Genomic DNA, 22153 nt, shown 5'->3' with positions numbered 1-22153 from the left:
ACGAACTCTCCTAGGTAAAGGGCACTGGATGGATCATACTCTATCCCTAGGAGGTTCGTTCTCCCTAGCGTCATCGGTATGCTCTTGCGTATAATCTGGTGAAGTGATGAATGGAGTGCCTATGTCTCAATCAACCGTGCGCTGGGAGACCGCGTTAATCCAGAAGTACGATCGCCATTCAGCACCACGCTATACCTCTTATCCTACGGCAATAGAATTTACTGAGGCGTACCACCATCAGGCCTTTTGCCAGGCAGCCGGTCGCTACCCCGAACGGCCGCTATCGCTCTATGTGCATCTGCCTTTTTGCCATCAACTCTGCTACTTCTGTGCTTGTAATAAGATTATCACTCGCCAAGCCTCCAAAGTAACCCAGTATTTAGCCACGTTAGAACAAGAGATCCAACACACAGCCCCACTGTTTAGTGGGCGACGGGTGACTCAACTGCACTGGGGCGGCGGCACCCCGACTGTGCTGAATTCAGAACAGATCAGTCGATTAGTCTATTGCCTGCGTCAAGCATTCCACTTTACTGAGGAGGCAGAGTGCTCAATTGAATTAGATCCGCGCCGTATCACCTTGGATCTCCTAGACCACCTGGTTGCTAACGGGTTTAATCGGCTCAGTATCGGTGTACAAGATTTAGATCCCCTGGTGCAGCGCCTAATTAATCGCGAACAAGATGAAGCTTTCATCGCGGCGCTCATCCAGCGCGCCCGTGCTGTTGGGTTTCGTTCCATCCACCTGGATCTGATCTATGGCCTGCCTCAACAGACCCCCGCCAGCTTTTTCCACACCCTGCAACGAATTATTGCCTGGGATCCCGACCGTCTCAGTCTATTTAATTATGCCCATCTGCCCGATCGCTTCCCAGGACAGCATAAAATAAAAGAGAGCGATCTCCCGAGTGCCCAGGAGAAATGGCTGATTCTACAACAAAGTATTGCGCAGTTGCTGGGAGCAGGTTATCAATTAATTGGCATGGACCATTTTGCAAAACCGGACGATGAACTCTTCAAGGCACAACAGATAGGGCAATTGCAGCGCAATTTTCAAGGCTATACTACTCATAAGGATTGCGAACTTTTGGGACTGGGCGTCTCCGCGATCAGTGCGCTGGGGGACACCTATGCGCAAAATCAAAAGGGTTTAGCCACCTATGAAACCCAAGTGAACACAGAGGGCCATGCCCTATGGCGCGGCTTTACCCTGTCTGCTGATGACTGTTTACGTCGAGCGATCATTCAAACATTGATTTGCCACTTTATACTGGATATAGCCAGTATCGAACAGGAGTATGGGCTCTGTTTTGCAGACTATTTTGCGACTGAGCTGGCCCTATTAGCCGCGCTGGCGGCAGATGGGTTAGTCGATCTGCAACCCCACACCCTGACGGTGACCCCCGAAGGTCGGCTACTGATCCGTCAGATCTGCCTCTGTTTCGATCGCTACTCACGCCCACAAGCCAAGCAGCTGCAGTTCTCGCGGCTGATCTAGCGGCTGTTGACGGCTTGCCTATTGCTTTTGAAATGACTGGGGGTGAAATCAATGCTGTGTCGGCTGCGCCAGCTCTGATTGAACAGTGACCAGTATCAGGTGTTTTAGTCGCTGATAAAGGCTATGACAGTCATCAGCTCCCGGAACAGATTATGGAATCGCTTGAGCGTGTTACACTGACTTTAATGTCCTAACAGAGAACTTTCTTATGTTTGTTAAGTTTCTAGACCCGAAAAATGACGTTGCCTTCAAAAAAATCTTTGGTAGTGAGAAACACAAAAACATTTTGATTCATTTTATCAATGATATCCTTGATTTTAAAGGGGAGAAAAAAATTGAGGCAGTGGAGTTTTTAAAAACCGTTCAAGATCCTGAAATAGCGGTGAAGAAACAGAGTATCGTCGATGTACTCTGTCGAGATAAACAGGGAATTCAGTACATTATAGAAATGCAAGTGGCCAAAACCAAAGGATTTGAGCAACGAGCCCAGTACTACGCTGCAAAAGCTTATGGGCATCAGGCGAATGTCGGTGATGAATACCATAATTTAAAAGAAATTATTTTTATCGCCATCGCTGACTGCATTATATTCCCAGAAAAGAGAGCGTATAAATCAGATCATATCCTCTTAGATAAAGAGAGCTATGAGCATGATTTGAAGGATTTTTCGTTTACTTTTATCGAGCTACCCAAATTCAAAAAAGGTCCTGAGGATAAGCTAGAGGGGATGTTAGAGCGCTGGTGCTACTTTTTTAAGTACGCACCACAGACCCATGAGTCTGATTTAAAGCGAATTATCGGTCACCATCCGATTTTGGAAGAGGCCTATCAGGCGCTGGATCAGCACTATTGGAGTGAACCGGAGTATCTAGCTTACGAGCAGGAGCTCAAGCGTGTTCGTGATCACAAGGCTATGTTAGCTGCGGCTGAGGATAAAGGACTCATGAGAGGGAGGCAGGAAGGTAGGCAGGAAGGCAGGCAGGACAAAACCCTTGAGATTGCTAAGAACCTATTGGCTGCGGGTATTGATCTTGAGGTTATTAAAAAAACCACCCAACTTTCAGATGAAGCATTAGCGTGTCTGCAGTGAGAGGTGTTGAGGTGGCATTGGCAAACCAAAGCCTACGAAGCGGCTCTACAGGATAAAAAACTGATCTTGCTCTTAGATTTCAATCAATGACAGTGAACCCTCAACCTATCCTAGGTCCAGTTTGCCGATTAAAACCCCGATCCCTGTCTAGATTTTTACTGCCAGCTGCGCTATCGTGCCCCTTTCATTCACTCTGAGGAGATGGGCGTGAGCGAGTGGATAGAAGCGTCAGTGATCACGGTCAAGCACTGGCACGACACCCTATTTAGTATTCGTCTAGCCGCTGAAGTAGCCCCCTTTGCCGCCGGGCAATTTGTTAAACTCGGGATAGAAGCCGATGGGGTACGCCACCAACGGGCCTACTCCTATGTCAATGCGCCTCAAGATCCCAGACTTGAGTTCTATCTGGTCCGGGTGTCACCAGGCAAGTTGAGCACGCTACTCCAGGCGCTTAAACCACACGATAAACTGCTCATCACCCCTAAAGCGTCAGGCCATTTTGTACTCGATGAGGTTCCCTCATGCGCGACCCTCTGGCTGTTGGCAACCGGTACCGCGATTGGCCCCTACCTCTCTATCTTGCAGGCAGGGGAGGGCTTGACCCGCTTTCAGAAAATTATCTTAGTCCATGGGGTGCGCTATGCACGTGATCTCAGTTACTGGCCGCTGATGCAGCAGTTACAGCAGCACTATGGGGCGCAATTACGTTGTCAAGCGGTAGTGAGTCGTGAAGCACACCCGGGGGCACTACAGGGTCGTCTCCCTAAGCTGATCGCCAATGGCAGTTTGGAAGCTGCGGTTGACGCTCGCTTACAGGCTGGAGAGAGCCATGTCATGCTGTGTGGTAACCCTGATATGGTCCGTGATACTCAGCAGCTGCTACAAATCAGTCGAGGAATGCATAAACATCTGCGCCGTCAGCCAGGCCATATTACCAGCGAGCGCTATTGGTAAACCGAGCCTCGTCCCTGCCTGACTATCAACCCTTATTATTGGAGCACCGCTATGCGATCCCCTCTGGTCATCGGCAATTGGAAATTGAATGGGAGTAAACAGCTGGTTGCAGCGTTGCTGGGTGAACTGCAAAGGAGCCTAGTGCCCTACCATCACCAGTGTGACGTGGCGGTTGCACCGCCATGCCTCTATTTGGACCAAGCGGCTGCCTTATTGGGCCAAGAGGGGTTGATCGCTTTAGCGGCTCAAAATGTTGACAACCATGCTCAGGGCGCCTTTACAGGTGAAATTTCGGCTAGCATGTTGCAAGAGTTCCAAGTGACCTATGTGATCATTGGCCATTCGGAGCGGCGTGCCTACCATCAGGAGAGTAACGCGCTGATCGCGGAAAAGTTTGCCTGTGTCAAGCGGGCTGGCTTAACCCCAGTGCTCTGTATTGGAGAAACGGCCGCTCAACGCACTGAGGGAGCCACACAAGCGGTCTGCACTGCCCAATTAGATGCCATACTGCAACAATCCGGGATCTCTGCTTTTCAAGGGTGCGTGATCGCCTATGAACCCCTCTGGGCGATTGGCAGCGGTCAATCAGCAACCCCAGAGCAGGCACAAGCCGTGCACCAGTTTATTCGTGAATCGATTGCTCAGCAGGATGCCAACATCGCGGCCAGTGTGCGACTGCTGTATGGTGGATCAGTCACCGCACACAACGCCCAGGCACTCTACGCTATGCCGGATATTGATGGACTGTTGGTGGGGGGCGCTGCATTACAAGCCGATACCTTTAGCAGTATTGTGAAACAGACCGTATCATAGGGCAGCGCCGCAAGCTCTCTGACCAACCTGGTTAACACCCTGACTGTGGAGTTCAGCCAGGGCACTTGTGGGGTGTTCCTGTTGACGAATGGTGCAAAATGTTCGTTCGTCTGACGATGCACCGTCAGTGAGGATGAGCCATTACCAATTGGTTTTAGGAGCAGCTTCATTCTGATTAATGATAATATAGGAATGATACTTGTTACTCGGCCTCCAAACACATATGCACACATATTTAGCATAAGATCTACCATCACCAACAACAAATAAACGACCAATCAAATCTGTTGTTGTACCATCACATCCTACTTGATATTATACAACCGCTTGTATGTCATATGGATTTCTAACATCATTAATAGCATAAAAAGGTATTTTAATAAAACTTCTGTCTACCATTATTTGATTGTTTAATGATAAATTACTCGCATCTAACATGGTATTATTATTGTATTTATTACTTAATACTATTTTATCATTGCCCACATAAGATTTATTACCGCTAGCCTGACTCTCTAGTCTAATCTCGGAAGGCTTGATTCCACTTGACCATGTTTTCGTTTTATCTTCCAGGATTATCTCTGGTCTAGCGCCTTCTATATAAATATTTTTATCTTTATTTTTAATTCTTATTGAAGTATCTCTATTGTCTAATTTGATCTCATTTCCGTCACTATCACGAATAAATTCCAGCCGGTCACTACTCAGTGCGCCATTAATTCCACCGAATGGATTATAAGTATCTTTTAGGGTCAGCACAGGACTCCCTTCAACATTTAAAGTAATCAATTTAGTACTATCGCTTTCAATAGGATTCTGTAAAGTGATCTTTCTGGAAGATAGTGTAACGTGAGCGCTGCTATCTGTTATCTTCAGCAGATGATTGTCTATTTCTAAATCGGCCTGCATCGTATTATAGTCTGGATGACCTGCTACTGGCGTACGGCGAAGAAAGGTGGCGGCATCCATCACCTCTTGTTCATTCACGATGGTTAAGCTCGCCAAATGGCCTGGTGGCAGGGAGGTTCCCGCAAGGACCCAACTCTGTTGATTTCCAATAATTTTACCTGGATCAAGCCCGGAGACATAACCAGCCGAGCTCCCCGCAAGGGCGGCAATCTGGCGCAGTGACTGCTCGTTAATAGGGTGGCCGCCTTGGGTGGTCAGGAGCAACTGCAATAGCCCCTGCTGCTGGGTGATGGTAAAATCATAGGCTTGGCCATAGTGATTCTTGCTTAGTTGGTGATTGGATAGATAACCATCATCCACCAACTGTTGCCAATCTAGTTTTAAGTTCGGATCGTTTTTAAACGCTAGGTAGTGGTCCTGTATATAGTACTGTGCAGCTTGTGTGATCTGCTGCAGCTGCTGCGCGGTTACTTGGTTCACCGTGCGTTCAGCATTTTTCGTGATAGATTTCGCTCCTAAGCTCATGAGGCTTACCAAAACGCAGATAACCACTAGCGCCTCGATGATCATAACGCCTTGCTGTAAACGGTAAGAAGATTGCCTATGATTAATCACCATCAGTCAGTTCTCCTGAAATGGTTACTGAATGCCTTATTAAAGTCACCCCATTAGCTTGAACCCTGCTCAAACGCCTAACCCATCCTACTAGAACGCTAGCTGTCCTGAATTTTGATGGGTGTAAAAAATCAATACCTATTGTTATATGGTCAACTATCGATAGAAGTCAAAATTATAAAAATTATCACCAATAGCGTCATTATTAATGGTGATCACTCTATAGCCTGTCGTTTATTTTAGTTTTTCTCTACCGTTTTTTATAATAACCAATCAGGTCATTCAAAAAAATATTTTTTATAAAAGCTATCAGTGAATGACGCTTTTTTTTGACTCCCAGTGGTTCCCCTAACGCTGATCATCCAGTGCCACACCGGGCGGGCGCTTAAAAGAGAATTGCTGAGGTGGGATGAGTCGGCGCTGCATTTTTTGCAAAATGAATTGACTACAGAGCCCCTCAGGTTCCAGCAATGAAAACTGTTGAATGATCCCTTGGCGCGTCACCGTGATAGTAAAACGCTGCACTGCCGCACTTTTCTGGCGTGGTATGAGGGTAAACAGATCTCCCTGCTGTTGGATCTGGTAGCGTTGCCAATCAGCCGGTTGATTGCTGCTAATCAGTAAAAATGGGGTGTTTTCCAAGGCGGCACTGAGCTGAGTGGCGGTCACTTGTTGCACCAATGGTGTATAAAACCAGAGGGTTTGACCATCACTGACAACCACCGTCTCTTCTGGGGAAGAGATCTCCCAACGAAAGCGGTCTGGTCGCTGCAACCACACGCTACCTTGACTCTCTTGTACTGCTTGGCCCTCTTTGTCTGTCACCGTCTGCACAAACTGCGCCGAAAACTGATTAACCCGACTGAGCCGCTGCTGCAGCTCGTGGGCGCTATCCGCTAGCGCCGGTAGCCAGTGCAGCCAGAGCGCTATCGCCCATAGCAGATAAATTCGCTTGGCCATCTATATTACTCCCGAATTGAGGCCGGTAACAGCACTTCACGGTTACCGTTATGTCCTGGAGCAGTGACAATCCCTTCGGCTTCCATCTGTTCGATCAGGCGTGCTGCTCGATTATAGCCAATTTTAAATTTACGCTGCACCCCGGAGATGGAGCCTCGACGACTCTCTGCCACAAAGGCCACCGCTTGATCAAACAGCGGATCTAGGGCTTGATCGCTGGCCTCGAAGCTATTGCTGCTGCCTTCACTGCTTTCTAGATCTGTCAGGATAGTCGCTATATACTGCGGTCGCCCTCGCGCTTTCCAATCCCGCACCACCGCATGCACCTCCTGATCATGCACAAAGGCACCATGGGCACGTAATGGCAACGAAGCATTCGGCGGTAAATAGAGCATATCCCCCATCCCTAACAGCGATTCCGCGCCGGTTTGATCTAAAATAGTCCTAGAGTCAATTTTACTCGATACCGTGAAGGCAATCCGCGTTGGAATATTAGCTTTAATTAAGCCAGTAATCACATCTACTGAGGGACGCTGGGTGGCCAACACTAGATGAATCCCGGCAGCACGCGCTTTTTGCGCCAGACGGGCAATCAGCTCCTCCACCTTTTTACCCACCGTCATCATCAGATCAGCAAACTCATCGACCAACACCACAATATAGGGGAGCTTCCCTAAGTAAGGGACCTCACCATCCCCTGACTCTGCTCGGCGCCACAAGGGATCGATAATCGGCTCTGCTCGTTGCTCCGCCTGCTGAATCCGTTCATTATAACCGCCAATATGGCGTACCCCCAGGAGCGACATTAACTTATAGCGGCGCTCCATTTCATTCACACACCAGCGTAATGCATTCGCCGCATCCTTCATATCAGTGACCACTTCGGTCAGCAGATGCGGGATCCCCTCATAGACCGACAGCTCCAACATTTTGGGATCAATCATAATAAAGCGCACCTCATCCGGTGTCGCTTTATATAGCATACTGAGGATCATCGCATTGACCCCCACCGATTTACCCGATCCCGTGGTCCCTGCCACCAACAGATGAGGCATCTTGGCTAAATCCGCTACTAGTGGAAGGCCTGAGATATCTTTACCTAAGACAATGCTGAGAGGAGAGCTGGCTTTCTTAAAGACATCGCTATCCAGCACTTCCCGTAGATAAACCGTTTGTCGCTGTTTATTCGGCAGCTCTAAACCCACATAGGGTTTCCCTGGGATCACCTCTACAACCCGCACGGCCACCACCGATAGGGAGCGTGCCAAATCACGCGCAAGCGTGGAGATACGTGCCGCCTTAATCCCCGGGGCTAAACGCAATTCGTAGCGGGTGATCACCGGTCCCGGAGAGATCCCCACCACCTCGGCGGATACTCGATAATCGGCTAAACGGGCCTCGATCGCTTGAGCAATCTGTTGTAGATCGGCCTGCTGTAATTCGGTCGGCGGTGCTTTCTGGGTCGGTAAGGTCAGTAGATCCAAGGCCGGCAGTCGCGATAGCGTAGAATGATCGCTGTCTGCTATTGGCGGGTGAGTGCCAGCTGGCTGGGTTGGTGTGCTTGATAACCGACTAGCGATGATCTCTTTAGCCATCGGAGCCTCAACACGATCCAGGGGCCTGACAGGCTCGAAAACCTCTGGCACCCATTCCGGAACCTTTCGGCAGCGGGCTCCTCTATCCTGGTGTGGATCGAGCATTACCGGTAATAGGATTGACGCTTCTGAAAGCTGTGGCTCAGTCAGTGCCGGCGGCTGTGCTACAGCCCAGGGCGCTTTTAGTAATGAATAACCAACCCCTAGCCAACCGCTACACCCTCGGATGAGGCGACGTACACGCTCCCAAATCCACTGTATCAGTGACAGCCAAGAGCAACCAGTCAATAGCGTAAAACCGATAGCCCAACAGCACAACAAAATTAACAGGGTCCCTAAACGACTACACCATGGCAACATCCCTTGTATCAATAGTGACCCTATGAGACCGCCTGCTCCGGCGGGAAAATGAGCAATGCCAGCGACCATCATCGCCGCCAAACCACAGGTGGTTAACAGCAGCACTACTGCCCCGGATAGTCGTAATACCAACAATAAATGGGAACTAGGTAATCCTTCACGTTGCCGATACAAGCTAATAGTCGTAAAACTAAGCACCATGAGCGGGATAACATAGGCTAGTAGCCCAAAGATAAAAAACAACGTATCCGCTAACCAAGCCCCCACAGGCCCAGCAAAATTATAAGCAGCAGTGGCCTGCACAGCATGCAGCCAGCTAGGATCTCTAGCATCAAAACTAAATAGCGCGAGGGCGGTATAGAGGCTAAACAGCGTCGCTGCTATGAGCAGTGTTTCCTGAAGCCGAGCGGCGGCACTTAGCTTTTTCGTGACCATGCCCCTCCCCTCCTGTTGATCGGTGGTTGCCTCTGCTGAACGCTTGGTCCAATCATTATCGTCCAATAGTCTCTATAATGGGTAGGCTGCTTGCGAACTGATCACCGACTGCCATGCTGAACGTTCCAGGTTTGAAAATAGTTGATCAAACCCTGTGTTGAACTGTCTATCGAAGCGCTGACAGCTTGTTTGCGCAACAGTGGTTGCAAGCACTGAGCGAGCTGTTTGCCTAATTCTACACCCCATTGATCAAAACTAAACAGATTCAATATAGCGCCTTGAGCAAAAATTTTATGCTCATACAGAGAGATTAATAAACCCAAGTTGTTTGGAGTCAGTTGGCGCAGTAGTAAGGTATTACTCGGGTTGTTACCCCGAAATACTTTAAAGGGTAACCGATCCCGCTCGGTGATCTGTATCTCCTCTGGGGCCGCCGCTAACGCTATTGTGATCTCCTCTGCGGTTTTACCGAAAGCTAAGGCCTGGGTCTGAGCAAAGCAGTTTGCCAACAGCTGCTCATGATGATTCACCAGGGGATGGTGTGGCTCGGCAATCGCGATAAAGTCACATGGGATCAGATGGGTTCCTTGGTGAAGCAGCTGGTAGAAGGCGTGCTGACCATTGGTTCCTGTTTCTCCCCAGATGATCGGCGCCGTTTGATAGTTGACCGGAAGCCCTTGACGATCGACCGATTTACCATTGGATTCCATGTTAGCTTGTTGCAGGTAGGCACTCAGCCCCTGTAAACGGTAATCATAGGGTAAAACCGCTTCAGTTTCAGCACCCCAAAAATTACCATACCAGATACTCAGTAGCGCTAGAATAACGGGTAGATTCTCTCTAAAGGGGGCGGTTACAAAATGACGATCCATGCTCTGTGCGCCACTGAGCAGCTGTTCAAACGCTTTAAAGCCAATAGAGAGGGCTATCGGTAGCCCTATCGCAGACCACAGTGAAAAACGCCCACCGACCCAATCCCAAATTTCAAAAAGCTGCTCCCGATCAATCCCAAAGGCGGCGACAGCCGCAGCATTGGCCGAGAGCGCCACAAAATGTGGTCGTAATTGTGCTGGATCACGGAGACTCGTTAAAAACCACCGCCGGACCGTCAACGCATTGGTCATGGTCTCCGATGTCGTGAAACTTTTTGAGGAGATCAGCACGAGTGTGGTGGCTGGATTAAGGCTTTTTAAGATCTCACTCACCTCCCCACCATCTACATTAGCGATAAAGTGGCACTTGAGGTGATTTCTATAGGGTGCTAGCGCTTGGAGTACCATCCAGGCCCCTAAATGGGAGCCTCCGATGCCTATTGTCACTACATCAGTGATAGCTAAACCACTATACCCTCGCCAATCGCCTTCGATCACTTGATTACAAAAGCGCTCCATTTTTGCTAAAACCGCATTAACTTGAGGCATCACTGCCTGGCCACCCACTAACATCGGCAGGTTATCGCGGTTACGTAGCGCCAGATGTAAGGCAGCTCGATCTTCGGTACGATTGATTTTTTCACCCTTCAACAACGCTTGAATGGCTACCGTCAACTGAGTCTCTTCCGCCAACTGCAATAATGTGGCTAACGTCTCTTCAGTGATTAGGTTTTTAGAGTAATCCAACAATAGCTGATCAGACAATCGACAAGAGAAACGGTTAAAACGCTGGCCATCGGCAGCAAACAGTTCACGTAAATGAACGCGCTTGATGGCCTGATAATGCTGCTGCAAGGCCTGCCAGGCGGCGGTTTGGGTTGGATTAATCGCCTTCACTAATACTCCACCTTGAGCCTTAGCCCTCTCTTTATACTTTACACTGAGCAGCGTAAAAAATTATCCAGTAGCTGGTGACCCTGTTCAGTCAAAATACTTTCAGGATGAAACTGTACGCCAAATAACGGTAACGTCCGATGGGCGATCCCCATAATTTCATCAGCCTCACCAGGCCGTTCATGCCAGGCAGTTATCTTCAAACAGGCCGGCAACCTCGGTGGGTGCAAGATCAACGAATGATAACGGGTCACTCTTAAGGGATTGTTTAATCCCCGGAATAAACCGCTGTTATGGTGATTAATGAGAGAGGTTTTCCCGTGCATCACCTGCCGAGCAGGCCTAACCTCTGCCCCGAAGGCCTCTCCCAGCGCCTGATGGCCTAAGCAGACCCCCAATATCGGCAGCCGACCACTAAAGTGGCTGATAGCCGCCAGCGAAATTCCTGCTGTTTGCGGCGCACCTGGACCGGGAGAGATCACGAGATGGGTCGGGGCTAAACGCTCGATATCCTTTAACGTTACAGCATCGTTGCGATAGACGACTACCTCACAGGCTAATTCACGCAAATACTGATAGAGATTGTAAGTAAAGGAGTCATAATTATCAATCAACAAGAGCATGAGCTGTACATTGTCTGCCGCACAGACCTCCTTAAAGCTGTTAACCAGCGATGGTTTATAGCTATCCTGTGATTCAGCGCCAATGTTATCATTCAAAGCACGGTAGTAGCCAGTTAAACGCCAACAAAACCTAATGGGCTTCGCGCTACCTAGCGCTGAGGCAGCGCAGCATGACCCTGACAATAAATCTAGTGAAAAGCACCTGGATCACGCTATTCTAGAGAGAAAGCCTGTTATTAACCAGAGGCCAGAACACTTTTATGTTGGGAAAAACTAAGCTATCCCTGATGGGACCAGCGTTTATTGCCGCTATTGGCTACATTGATCCGGGCAATTTCGTCACCAATATCCAAGCGGGATCACTCTTTGGCTACCAACTGCTGTGGGTTGTGGTGTGGGCTAACGTGATGGCGATGCTGATCCAGTTACTATCAGCCAAACTGGGGATTGCGACTGGGAAGAATCTGGCTGAACATATTCGTGACCGCTTTCCGAAGCCGCTGGTGTGGTTCTACTGGGTTCAGGCGGAGATCATTGCCATGGCCACCGACTTAGCAGAGTTTATTGGGGCGGCCATCGGCTTCAAGCTGCTGTTGAATGTCACTCTACTCCAAGGCGCCCTGCTGACCGGAGTTGCCACCTATTTGATTTTAACGCTGCAAAAATATGGCCAGAAACCGTTAGAGATCATTATTGGCAGCTTGCTGCTGTTTGTTGCAGCGGCCTATCTGATAGAGCTATTGTTCTCGCAACCTGAGCTGAGGGCCTTCGCTGAGGGGGCACTGTTTCCCAGCTTGCCTGATAAGGAAGCTATCTATCTGGCGACTGCTATCTTGGGGGCTACGGTCATGCCGCATGTGATCTACCTACACTCCTCATTGACGCAGCAAGCGAGCCTAGACAGCAAACTGATCCGTTACCATACGACCCGGGTTGATGTCGCGGTAGCCATGACGATTGCCGGCTTTGTGAATCTAGCGATTATCACCATGGCCGCAGCGGTCTTTCACTTCTCTGGGCATACCGAGGTGGTGGAGATTGAGGAGGCTTATGTGACGCTACAACCGCTGCTAGGACAAGCAGCTGCCACCATCTTCGGTCTCAGTCTCATTGCAGCTGGTCTCTCTTCGACCATTGTAGGCACCTTAGCCGGGCAGGTGGTGATGCAGGGATTTGTGCATTTCTATATTCCACTCTGGGTACGTCGCTTAGTCACGATGCTACCCTCTTTTATTGTTATCCTAGTGGGCATGAATACCACGCAGATCTTACTATTCAGTCAAGTGCTGCTTAGCTTTGGGATCCCCTTAGCGCTGTTTCCACTACTGCTATTTACCGAAGATGCCTCGCTGATGGGCGAATTAGTCAATGGCACGATTACCCGAATGATGGGCCGCTTGATTGTTATCATCGTGGTCGCCTTGAACAGTTATTTGCTGTGGGTCATGCTGTAATGGATCACACCAACCACCCATCAAACCTTGACTGAATGACCGCAGACAAACTTAACGCCTATCGACGCCTGATGCGGCTTGATCGCCCCATCGGCTTCTGGCTGCTATTGTGGCCAACGCTCTGGGCACTCTGGCTAGCGGCGGGTGGAGTGCCACCCGTGCGCTGGTTGGCCCTGTTTACCGTTGGAGTCTTCCTGATGCGCGCCGCTGGCTGTGTAATCAATGATTATGCCGATCGCGCTATTGATGGGTTAGTGCAGCGTACTCGTGGGCGCCCGTTGCCACAGGGTGACGTGAGTGAACGGGAGTGTCTGCTACTTTTTTTAGGGTTGCTGATCGTTGCCGGGTTACTGCTGCTGGCTTTTAACCGAAAAACAATTCTACTTTCGGGTATAGCCCTATTGCTCACTGGACTGTATCCCTGGGCCAAGCGGTTTACGGCACTGCCGCAACTACTCCTTGGCCTAGCGTTTGCTTGGTCAGTGCCTATGGTCTTTTCTGCAGTGACTCATCAGCTACCACCGACCTGTTGGCTATTGCTGCTAGCGACCCTCTGCTGGGTGACGGCCTATGATACCCAGTATGCACTGGTTGATCGTGATGATGATCTAAAAATCGGCGTCAAATCGACGGCGATCCTCTGGGGAGGCACGAGCCCCTTGATGATAGCGCTTTTACAAATGACCATGCTCGGGTTACTGGGAGTCGTCGGTTGGCTTAACCACTGTGGCAGCGCTTTTTATATGGGGCTATTGGTGACTATAGGTTTATTTGTGTACCAATACACTTTGCTAAGGCAGCAGCAACGAGATCACGATTTTAAGGCATTTATGAACAATCGTTACGTAGGATTGATTATTTTTATGGGATTGGCCATTACCCTGTATTAAGCCAGCTCTCCTCGGTTAACGCTTGATCTAACTTAACAATAAATAACAAAAAACGACTCACCGCCGTGTCCCCCCTTGTTTTCAGTCGTTACCTTTGAAAACAAGGGGGACACTCATGCAGTGGCAGATCCCTTTTCTAGCACAGTGCCTGTAAAATGTCTTTTGATCTATTTTTAACCAGATCATCGCAGGCATCTTGATAATTTTTCATCAGCTCATCACTCTTTTTTAGATACTCCTGGCTACTGATTTCACCCGTTTCTGATTTTGCATCCAGCTGCCCCTGAAGAAGTAAATTATTTTCTAAAAAATCCGCAAATTCACCACAGCATTTTTTCTTTACGTATTCCTGCCAATAACGATTATTGGCAATGTAATCTCTCAATTTAGAGGGTTCAGTCTGCTCATTCTCAAATATACTCTCAGCCACTTGTTCTAAAAATTGATCACGGACTTTGCCAATTTCTGTAAAACGCATATGTATATCTTCTCCAGGCAATCCAAGCTGATCTTTCAATCTGGTTGCAAAGTACAATTGCACTTCTATTTCATCAATATGTTTTACAGTCTGTCGATTGACAGAGAATAATCTGCTCCCTTCCTGTGCAATGAGTTGGGTAACCCTTTCCTGCAGTTTTTCTCGTCGATAGAGCGATCGCATGACCTCAAACATCTTTTTATCCTCTACCGGTTGCCCATTGAGCAAGCGATAGATCAAGCAGCGATTCTCTATAGAATGAAAGTAGTGTAATGCACGATCTTCGCAGGTTGAAGAACCCTCTTCTGCTTCCATAAGAACTTCATCCCATAATTTTTGATCTTTTTTTACAGTTTTGTAGACTATCTCTAATCGATCCACTAATTTTTCTTGAGGATAGAGTCTATGATGTAGGGCTAATTGTTGTAGAAATTCCAAAAAATTTTGAGTCATACTCGAATTTTTGTCGAGTAACAGTCTACCCCACTGACTATTCGTAAATATTTTTTCTAAAATTCTATTTGGAGCAAATATACAAGTCTGTTCATAAGGAATCATTAGTGTCGTGACCGGTGAACACAATATATTATCGCCATTGTTCAATAAGGTTTCTCCATAGGTCTGACTATGCGGATACCCATTAACTGAATTAGGTAAGCGTTCGCTGACTATAAAACTGCGGTAACTTTCTGGCATCTCATGGGGTATAGTCGTGTTGGAGAGCTGTGCAGGTAATCGGTTTCTATCCTGCAAGCTGTCGTCTTGAACAGCGCTCATAGACCCTCTATCGGAATTTTCATTCTGTGGTAAAAGAGTACGAGCAGGACGACTGTGTTGTTGTGGACCACGATTCAAAGTTTCTGTCCCATCTCTATTGAAGAGGGGTAGCGACAGTACTCTAGAGGTAATCCACTGCGTCAATGAACAGTACTGCCTCCTCACTGCGCTGACTGCTTGAATCCAGTGACAGGGATAGGCTTCCTCCTCCAGCTCAGGAGCGATCGTTGGTATTGTCAGTGTCGGTTGATTGTGTTGCCTTGTTGCCCTGATTGCTTGAATACAGTGGCAGGTGCAGGCTTCCTCTACGTCATAAGGCGTCAGGCTGTTTATGCTTCTTTCGAATCCAGTATCCGGGTCCATCGGCGACTGTCTAGGTGTTGGATAGATAGAATGATATTGATGTGATCCAGTCATATCTGGCACTGTAAGGACTCCCAGTAGAGAAACTACTGGATATTTTAACATCTATAGTTATTAAATTAACATTAATATATTAATATATACGATATTATTTGATCATTCAGTAAAGTTATTGAGTTAAAACAGCTCTTGCGCTTCATCTCCTTCCAGCACTAGGGTGCCTCTTTCCGGTTCTGTTTTAGGCGTCGGCTCGCTGCCGGGAATAAAATACTCTAGCCGGATGCCAGGGCCGGGTTCCTCTACTCGTTGGCCGCTTTTCATATCGATCAAGGCACTACTAATACCATCAGGAATTTCATGAGGCTGTTCAGGTTGAGCCGCCAACGCTTGCTTCATAAACTCATTCCAAGCAGGCTGCACGCTGCGGGATCCCCCTTCCAAGATGGGTGGTGATTTTGATTCAGAGGAGAGCTCTGGCTGGACCTTCCCTAAATCACGCTGATAATCATCAAAACCCATCCAAACACCGGTAACTAATTCAGGACCAAAGCCGGTGAACCAAGCATCCTTAGCATCATTAGTCGTTCCGGTTTTGCCGCCAATATCCCGCCGTTTAAGTACCGAGCGGGCACGCCAACCAGTACCCAGCCAGTGACCCTGCGGTTCGCCCCAAATAGCACTGATTAAAGCATCTTTGATCAGAAAAGCTATCGGGGTACTGATAATATGCGGGGCGTAGCAAGGCACTGGGCTTTCCGCTGCTATCTCCTCGCTGAACGGGGTAGAAAGCCAGTCAATCTGTGGTAGGGGCAGCACGCTACTCAGGGTCTCATCATGACTAGGCAGCGCCTCCGGTCCCGCTTGGGGCACTTCCAGCTCTGCCTGCAGCAGCACCTCAGCCTTGGTGGGCGAATCATACATCACCGGTTGCTCTCCGCTTTTGCAGGCAACTTTAGGATTGGCCTGATACCTGAGATGACCTTGGGCATCCTCTATTCTATCAATAAAATAGGGATCAACCAGATAACCACCATTGGCGAACACCGCATAACTGCGCACGACTTGCAGCGGTGTCGCCACCATGGCACCTAAGGCTAACGACTCCATCCGGGTAATCGTCGCTTTCGGAAACCCAAAGCGCTCAATATAGTCAGCTGCAAAGCCAACACCAATCGCCCGTAAGGCCCGGACTACCATCACATTTTTCGAGCGCGCTAAACCGACCCGCAACCGTAGAGGGCCATCATATACCGGCGTGACATTCTTAGGTCGCCACTCTTTACCAGCGTTGACATTCCAACGAGTAATCGGTAGATCGTTCAGTAGCGTGGCTAAAGTCAGTCCCTTTTCTAAAGCGGCAGCATAAATAAATGGCTTGATCGTCGACCCCATTTGTCGAATGGATTGCGTCGCTCGATTAAACGCACTTTTGGAAAAATTAAACCCACCGACCAACGCTTGAATAGCACCCGTATCCGGATGCATCGCGACCAAAGCCGACTCCACTTCAGGGATCTGAGCCAACCACCACTGCCCCGCTTGCAGTAAAACCCACACCTGTTGGCCAACAGCCACCACCGCACTGGCCTCTTGTGGTCTGTCGCCCTGTTCAATAAAGGGGTGCGCCCAGCGCAGGACGCTCCAGGGCAGGGTGATGTGAGAACCATCGGCAAGGCAAGCTTCAGCGCTGAGAGCATGAACGTTCACAATCACTGCCGCTAGCAGGGGACCATAAGTGGGTTGCGTCTGCAAATACGCTTGAATAGTGCGGAGATCCCAGGCGGGAGCCAGGGGATCCCAGAGCACGGCAGTGGGACCACGGTAACCATGGCGCCGGTCATAAGCGAATAGGTTATTCCGCAGCGCCTGCTGAGCCTGAGTTTGCCGCTCAGCGGTCAAAGTGGTATACACCCGATAACCATCCGTATAGGCCGCTTCCCCAAAGCGGCTGACCATCTCTTGGCGAACCATTTCCGCTAAATGCGGTGCATCAACGAGGTTATTCACCCGATGATAGCGAGCAACCAGGGGCTGTTGGCTACTCTGTTGATACTCCTCGGTATTGATATAACCCCGCTCTAACATACGCGCTAGCACCAAGTTCCGCCGTTGAGTAGCGCGCGTTAGCGAATGCAGTGGGTTCAGGGTTGAAGGCGCTTTAGGTAACCCGGCAATCAACGCCATCTCACCTAAATCCAGTTGATCGACCTGTTTACCAAAATAGACTTGCGCGGCGGCCCCAACCCCGTAAGCCCGGTAACCCAAATAAATTTTATTCAAATAGAGTTCAAAAATTTTCTCTTTGGATAAGGTCCTCTCTAGCTGCACTGCCAAGATCACCTCTTTAATTTTGCGCAGCAGACGACGTTCTGAATCGAGGAAAAAGTTACGAGCCAACTGTTGGGTGATGGTACTCCCCCCCTGTTTAGTGCTGCCTGAGGTGATATCTACCCAGAGTGCTCGCAAAATCCCTAAGGGATCAACCCCGTAGTGACTATAGAAACGGTTATCCTCAATCGCAATAAATGCCTGGGTTAAGCGCTCTGGGATCTGCTCTAGAGACAAGGGAATGCGCTGCTTTTCTCCAAATTGCGCAATTTGTTGGCCATCCAGCGTATAAATATGCAATGGCGTCTGCAACTGTACCTCTTTGAGCGAGGCAACATCGGGCAGTTCTCGGATAATAAACCCATAGAGAGCTCCCAGCACACTAGCACCCACTAGCAAGCCTATGAAGAGGATCAGGCCCCCAATTTTTAGGAAACGCACCGCAAAATACTCACACCGAGTGGCCTAGCCACTGTTCTTGTAGAAAAATCGTAGTATAAAGAGAAAACTCGTTAGAACGCAGCGCTATTTTTGTGGGACCTTACAATGTGGCGATCAGAGTGGCAAGTGGGCTTAGAGATCCAACCGCAGCAGCTGCTCGCGGTGGCAGCACGGCGTCATCCCACCGGCTGGCAATTGATGCACTGGTGGCAGCAGCCTTTGCCACTCGGCACCTTCTGCGAGGCGCAGCTGCTGCAACCTGAAGCCCTGAGCACCACCTTAGCGGCCTGGCAACAGCAGTTACCATCCCGTTATCGGTTGCAGTGTGCACTGCCGCCAGCGCTGGTGTTGCAAGCCCAGCTAACCCTCCCCACCGCCATCGCCCCAGCACAGACTGCCTGGGCAGTTCAGCTATCGCTGCCCAAGCTATTTCCATTGCCAGCGGACGATCTGGCCTATGACTTCTGTCACCCTGAAGGAGTAGCCCAGCCACTGCTCATTACCGTCGCACGGCGCTCGATCGTAGCAGAGTGGTTAGCAGCACTACGGGCGGCTCGCCTATCCCCTAGCATTATTGAGATCACCCCCTGCGTATTACGTGCCCTGGCACGTCAACAACAGCACTCCCCGCAAGCACTATTACTACATCTACAGGCTGACAGTAGCCTCGTGGTAAGTCCTCCGGGGACACCCTGTCGGTTTAGCAGCCTGCCAACAGATGCTGCACTATTTACCGCAGCACTCCAGTGGTGTGTCACCCAGTGTGGGGTGACCCCTTCTGCCTTACTACTCAGTGGTGAGGTGGAGGGGCTAATGCAAGCGTCAGCAGATCCTCCAAGCGCCCTCTGGAGGCCCTTCGCCCATTTTAGAGCCCCCCTACCTGCGCTGCCTGACCGGCAAGAGCTGTTTGCTGTGGCCTGTGGTTTAGCCACCCGTCATCACGAGGACGCTCTCTAAGTGGAGCGGGTTAACTTACTCCCCTGGCGCCAAGCGAGCACCCGGCGCCGATACCGGGCTTGGAATGTTCGGGCTGGAACCCTATTGATCAGCCTCCTAAGCCTCAGTATCGGGGCTGACTGGCTGCTGCATCATCTGATCCAGCAGCAGCAACAGCGTTGGCAGTTGGCTCATCAGCAATCCCAGCAGCAGCAAGCCCAACAGGCTGCCATCCAGGCACTACGATTAGAGAGCGACCAACAGTGGCAACGCTATCAACAACCCCTACAACTGTTAGAACAGCTGTCCAGACTGATCCCAGCTGGCATCTACTTACAGCGATGGCACTGGCAGCCTCCACGGCTGACACTACAAGGAAGTGCGCTGAGCTACTCCGTATTAGCAGAGTTCATCGAAACGCTACACCATGACCCGCTGATCCCACCGTTACAGCTCTCTCAGGCAACAACCGAAGAGAGTCAGCAGGCGATGATACAGTTCTGCTTACAGGGCTCTTGGTTGGAGGATCGATGATGACGCAGCTGTTCTCTAGCTGGTATCAGCCAGCTCACTGGCCGGTAGTCCAACAGTGGTTTTTGCTGCTGCTCAGTAGTAGCCTACTTATCAGTGGAGTGGTGCTCGGGTTATCCCCCCGATGGCAGCAGTATCAACAGCTCATTGGCGATACCCAGCTGCTCTTACAGCAGCTAGCAGAGCTACCGCCCTGCTCCTTATCACCACCAGCCCTGCCACCAGTCACGATAATGCCCACAGCCCCTAAGGCAGCCTTGGCAGTGCTACTACAGCAGATCAGCGAATTGACCGAGCAGCAGGATCTCACCTTGCTAGCGCTGCAACAACCTGCTGTCTCCCATCAGGGGGAACCTCCATTCACACGGCTCATCATAGAAATAGTAGGAAGCTATCCGGACCTTCTGCATCTCCTAATCGCCTTGGGAACGACCCAGCACCCCTTGGCAATGGATACTTTGATTCTGCAGCGGGAAGAACAACCCGGTGACGTTAAATTGACGCTGGGTTTATCGCTCACTGAGCAAACGGAGGCCCCTTGATGAACTATTTAGCATTGAGCTGGTTATGGCTCCCTTCGCTGCTGGCACTGGCTGCCTCTGAGCACACCACCAGTGCCCAAGCACCCCAAGATCCCTTTAGAACACTACAGCAGGAACAAGCGATTGATCCCCAACTACTCATTCATCGGAGATCACCTCGATCGGCCCAACAGCTTCGCCAGTGGCGGCTGCATGGGGTGTTGGGAAACCGGCACCGGGGGTTATGGGGGCTAGTCCGTACGACAACAGGAGAGTGGCACTGTTTACGGGTGGGAGAACGCCTCCTCGGCTATCGAGTCGTTGATATTGATCCCAAACGGGTGCTGTTGCAAAGGCTTCAGTCACCGTCAGCCACGGCCGCACCACTGTTGATACTCCCCTGGGTAGATCATGAAGCACCTGACGTAGCGGTAGCACAGCGATGAACCGCTGGCAATGCTGCTGGCTCCTGCTGGGATGGCCCTGGGGATTCGCGGTCCATGCTGGGACTCCCGCCACTCAAGTGCCGATCACTCTGACGCTACAACAAGTGCCTTTACAGCTGGCCCTACAGACGCTGGCGGACTACCAACAGCTTAACGTGGTAGTCTCGGCATCCGTCAGTGGATTGGTCACCTTACGGCTGGTGGAGGTTCCTTGGCAACAAGCCCTAGAGACCTTACTGCAGGCCCATGGGTTGCAAACCGTGATCCAGGGTAATTTACTACTGGTGACTCAAAGCACCGCCGACTCAACGACTCCTCCACCAGTGCCTCTTGAGCCTATCGTGTCGGCCTACTTTGCCATTCAGCACGCCAAAGCAGCTGATCTCGCTACCTTATTACAAGGAGCCCGCCCGGAAGGACTATTATCCCCCCGCGGCACCGTGTATGTTGACCAACGGACCAATCAGTTGCTGGTGCGAGAAGTGCGCACTCGGCTGGCGGCTATCAAACAGTTCATCACCCGGTTTGACCAGGCAGCGGCACAGGTGCAAATTGAAGCTCGGATTGTCACCATGAGTCATGATGATTTAAGCCAATTAGGGGTGCATTGGCGTCTTGCGGCCTCTCCGGCAGAGTTGCTAAGCTCAACCAAGCTACCATTGTCCCTCCAGCTACCCATTAGCGATGCCGGAAGCCAAGGGAGTTTACAAGTCGCTAAAATTAATGGTCGGCTCCTGGATTTAGAGTTATCCGCTTTGGCACAGGAAAATCGGGTGGAAATTATTGCCACACCCAAACTGTTAACGCTCGATCGCCATACCGCCAGTATCAAGCAGGGATCGGAAATCCCCTATGCGGTTGCCAAATCCAAAGGTGCAACGGCGATCGAGTTCCGAGAAGCGGTTTTAGGATTAGAGGTGGTCCCCACCATTACCGCCAGTGGTACTATCGTCCTGGAGTTAAAAATCAGTCAAAATACGCCGGGAAAGTCTGTTAAGGTAGCGCAAGGTGAAGCTATTTCTATTGATAAACAGGAAATTCGTACTCAAGTTAGGCTGGCAGATGGGGAAACCGTCGTACTGGGTGGCGTTTTTCAACGCTTTGGTCAGCAGACCCAGGAGCGTGTGCCACTGTTGGGGCAACTCCCGCTGATTGGTGGGCTATTTCAACGGAAGACCCAACAGTTCACCAAACGGGAGTTGGTTATTTTTGTGACCCCAAGACTGCTATCGCTACACCCCGATTGCCTGTAGCGTGATTCTGTCCATCGGTCGATTTTATTTGGTTGCCAAAGGGCTGGTACTCTTGAGATAATTTTGCTGATTGATCTTGCTACCCTTTAACGGACACAACGAAGAGGAACAAAGCGT

General features: G+C 50.0%; 17 protein-coding genes and 2 pseudogenes. 11 read left to right on the top strand and 8 right to left on the bottom strand.

Annotated elements, in window-relative coordinates; genetic code table 11:
• Window positions 1-121: 121 nt before the first annotated feature.
• The 4 genes from hemN (at window position 122) to tpiA (ending at window position 4355) form a co-directional block, all read left to right on the top strand.
• Complete coding sequence (hemN, locus tag NL324_RS02200) at window positions 122-1498, top strand: oxygen-independent coproporphyrinogen III oxidase (RefSeq protein ID WP_253306145.1); 1377 nt, start codon at window positions 122-124, stop codon at window positions 1496-1498.
• 208 nt (window positions 1499-1706) lie between these two features.
• The gene (locus NL324_RS02190) at window positions 1707-2588 is read left to right on the top strand and encodes an Rpn family recombination-promoting nuclease/putative transposase (protein WP_253306144.1); all 882 of its coding nucleotides are present in this window, start codon (window positions 1707-1709) and stop codon (window positions 2586-2588) included.
• A 207-nt stretch (window positions 2589-2795) separates the two neighbouring features.
• Complete coding sequence (gene fpr, locus NL324_RS02185; protein ID WP_253306143.1) at window positions 2796-3542, top strand: ferredoxin--NADP(+) reductase; 747 nt, start codon at window positions 2796-2798, stop codon at window positions 3540-3542.
• Window positions 3543-3593: 51 nt separating this feature from the next.
• Window positions 3594-4355 carry a triose-phosphate isomerase gene (tpiA, locus tag NL324_RS02180; RefSeq protein ID WP_253306142.1) on the top strand — a complete coding sequence of 254 codons (762 nt, stop codon included), beginning with the start codon at window positions 3594-3596 and terminating at the stop codon, window positions 4353-4355.
• A gap of 315 nt (window positions 4356-4670) precedes the next feature.
• On the opposite strand, the gene pilV is transcribed toward tpiA, so the two are convergent.
• The 6 genes and pseudogenes from pilV to NL324_RS02155 all read right to left on the bottom strand — a co-directional run bounded on the left by pilV (window position 4671) and on the right by NL324_RS02155 (window position 11618).
• Complete coding sequence (gene pilV / locus NL324_RS02175) at window positions 4671-5882, bottom strand: shufflon system plasmid conjugative transfer pilus tip adhesin PilV (protein ID WP_253306141.1); 1212 nt, start codon at window positions 5880-5882, stop codon at window positions 4671-4673.
• A gap of 345 nt (window positions 5883-6227) precedes the next feature.
• Window positions 6228-6839: an outer membrane lipoprotein periplasmic chaperone LolA gene (gene lolA, locus NL324_RS02170; RefSeq protein WP_253306140.1), complete on the bottom strand. Its 612-nt coding sequence runs from the start codon at window positions 6837-6839 to the stop codon at window positions 6228-6230.
• Between the two features lie 5 nt (window positions 6840-6844).
• Window positions 6845-8332 (bottom strand): annotated as a pseudogene (locus NL324_RS08255) (DNA translocase FtsK); the annotation flags it as partial.
• Between the two features lie 363 nt (window positions 8333-8695).
• Window positions 8696-9229: pseudogene (locus NL324_RS08250) on the bottom strand (DNA translocase FtsK 4TM domain-containing protein); the annotation flags it as partial.
• A gap of 101 nt (window positions 9230-9330) precedes the next feature.
• Complete coding sequence (gene pgi / locus NL324_RS02160) at window positions 9331-10998, bottom strand: glucose-6-phosphate isomerase (protein ID WP_253306138.1); 1668 nt, start codon at window positions 10996-10998, stop codon at window positions 9331-9333.
• A gap of 38 nt (window positions 10999-11036) precedes the next feature.
• A complete protein-coding gene (locus NL324_RS02155) occupies window positions 11037-11618 on the bottom strand; it encodes an anthranilate synthase component II (RefSeq protein ID WP_253307102.1) in 582 nt (193 codons plus the stop codon).
• A 260-nt stretch (window positions 11619-11878) separates the two neighbouring features.
• On the opposite strand from NL324_RS02155, the gene NL324_RS02150 reads away from it, so the two are divergent.
• Together NL324_RS02150 and ubiA are read left to right on the top strand one after the other, a co-directional pair.
• Entirely contained in the window at window positions 11879-13072 is a 1194-nt protein-coding gene (locus NL324_RS02150; RefSeq protein WP_253306137.1) for an Nramp family divalent metal transporter, read from the top strand.
• A 35-nt stretch (window positions 13073-13107) separates the two neighbouring features.
• Window positions 13108-13962, top strand: coding sequence for a 4-hydroxybenzoate octaprenyltransferase (ubiA, locus tag NL324_RS02145; protein WP_253306136.1), 855 nt, complete (start codon window positions 13108-13110; stop codon window positions 13960-13962).
• A 136-nt stretch (window positions 13963-14098) separates the two neighbouring features.
• Here ubiA and NL324_RS02140 read toward each other — a convergent pair whose 3' ends face one another.
• Window positions 14099-15634 carry an NEL domain-containing protein gene (locus NL324_RS02140; RefSeq protein WP_253307101.1) on the bottom strand — a complete coding sequence of 512 codons (1536 nt, stop codon included), beginning with the start codon at window positions 15632-15634 and terminating at the stop codon, window positions 14099-14101.
• Between the two features lie 123 nt (window positions 15635-15757).
• Complete coding sequence (locus tag NL324_RS02135; RefSeq protein WP_253306135.1) at window positions 15758-18349, bottom strand: transglycosylase domain-containing protein; 2592 nt, start codon at window positions 18347-18349, stop codon at window positions 15758-15760.
• 105 nt (window positions 18350-18454) lie between these two features.
• On the opposite strand from NL324_RS02135, the gene pilM reads away from it, so the two are divergent.
• The 5 genes from pilM to NL324_RS02110 are packed head-to-tail and all read left to right on the top strand — an operon-like array spanning window position 18455 to window position 22036.
• Window positions 18455-19306, top strand: coding sequence for a type IV pilus biogenesis protein PilM (gene pilM / locus NL324_RS02130; RefSeq protein WP_253306134.1), 852 nt, complete (start codon window positions 18455-18457; stop codon window positions 19304-19306).
• Window positions 19307-19819 carry a PilN domain-containing protein gene (locus NL324_RS02125; RefSeq protein WP_253306133.1) on the top strand — a complete coding sequence of 171 codons (513 nt, stop codon included), beginning with the start codon at window positions 19307-19309 and terminating at the stop codon, window positions 19817-19819.
• Complete coding sequence (locus NL324_RS02120) at window positions 19816-20358, top strand: GspMb/PilO family protein (RefSeq protein ID WP_253306132.1); 543 nt, start codon at window positions 19816-19818, stop codon at window positions 20356-20358. The genes NL324_RS02125 and NL324_RS02120 overlap by 4 nt, the downstream gene beginning before the upstream one ends.
• The gene (locus tag NL324_RS02115) at window positions 20358-20783 is read left to right on the top strand and encodes a hypothetical protein (RefSeq protein WP_253306131.1); all 426 of its coding nucleotides are present in this window, start codon (window positions 20358-20360) and stop codon (window positions 20781-20783) included. The genes NL324_RS02120 and NL324_RS02115 overlap by 1 nt, the downstream gene beginning before the upstream one ends.
• Window positions 20780-22036: a type IV pilus secretin PilQ gene (locus NL324_RS02110; protein WP_253306130.1), complete on the top strand. Its 1257-nt coding sequence runs from the start codon at window positions 20780-20782 to the stop codon at window positions 22034-22036. The genes NL324_RS02115 and NL324_RS02110 overlap by 4 nt, the downstream gene beginning before the upstream one ends.
• The last annotated feature ends 117 nt before the right edge of the window (window positions 22037-22153 follow it).

It is taken from the genome of unidentified bacterial endosymbiont (assembly GCF_918320885.1).
In the GTDB taxonomy this organism is placed as follows: Bacteria; Pseudomonadota; Gammaproteobacteria; order Enterobacterales.
This window is presented reverse-complemented; position numbering and strand designations above follow the sequence as displayed.

What these genes read in the sequence shown, in the direction of transcription:
- hemN (WP_253306145.1), top strand. Translation starts at nt 122, where the DNA reads ATGTCTCAATCAACCGTGCGCTGGGAGACCGCGTTAATCCAGAAGTAC.
- NL324_RS02190 (WP_253306144.1), top strand. Translation starts at nt 1,707, where the DNA reads ATGTTTGTTAAGTTTCTAGACCCGAAAAATGACGTTGCCTTCAAAAAA.
- tpiA (WP_253306142.1), top strand. Translation starts at nt 3,594, where the DNA reads ATGCGATCCCCTCTGGTCATCGGCAATTGGAAATTGAATGGGAGTAAA.
- pilV (WP_253306141.1), bottom strand. Translation starts at nt 5,882, where the DNA reads ATGGTGATTAATCATAGGCAATCTTCTTACCGTTTACAGCAAGGCGTT.
- lolA (WP_253306140.1), bottom strand. Translation starts at nt 6,839, where the DNA reads ATGGCCAAGCGAATTTATCTGCTATGGGCGATAGCGCTCTGGCTGCAC.
- NL324_RS02155 (WP_253307102.1), bottom strand. Translation starts at nt 11,618, where the DNA reads ATGCTCTTGTTGATTGATAATTATGACTCCTTTACTTACAATCTCTAT.
- NL324_RS02150 (WP_253306137.1), top strand. Translation starts at nt 11,879, where the DNA reads ATGTTGGGAAAAACTAAGCTATCCCTGATGGGACCAGCGTTTATTGCC.
- ubiA (WP_253306136.1), top strand. Translation starts at nt 13,108, where the DNA reads ATGACCGCAGACAAACTTAACGCCTATCGACGCCTGATGCGGCTTGAT.
- NL324_RS02140 (WP_253307101.1), bottom strand. Translation starts at nt 15,634, where the DNA reads ATGACTGGATCACATCAATATCATTCTATCTATCCAACACCTAGACAG.
- pilM (WP_253306134.1), top strand. Translation starts at nt 18,455, where the DNA reads ATGTGGCGATCAGAGTGGCAAGTGGGCTTAGAGATCCAACCGCAGCAG.
- NL324_RS02120 (WP_253306132.1), top strand. Translation starts at nt 19,816, where the DNA reads ATGATGACGCAGCTGTTCTCTAGCTGGTATCAGCCAGCTCACTGGCCG.
- NL324_RS02115 (WP_253306131.1), top strand. Translation starts at nt 20,358, where the DNA reads ATGAACTATTTAGCATTGAGCTGGTTATGGCTCCCTTCGCTGCTGGCA.
- NL324_RS02110 (WP_253306130.1), top strand. Translation starts at nt 20,780, where the DNA reads ATGAACCGCTGGCAATGCTGCTGGCTCCTGCTGGGATGGCCCTGGGGA.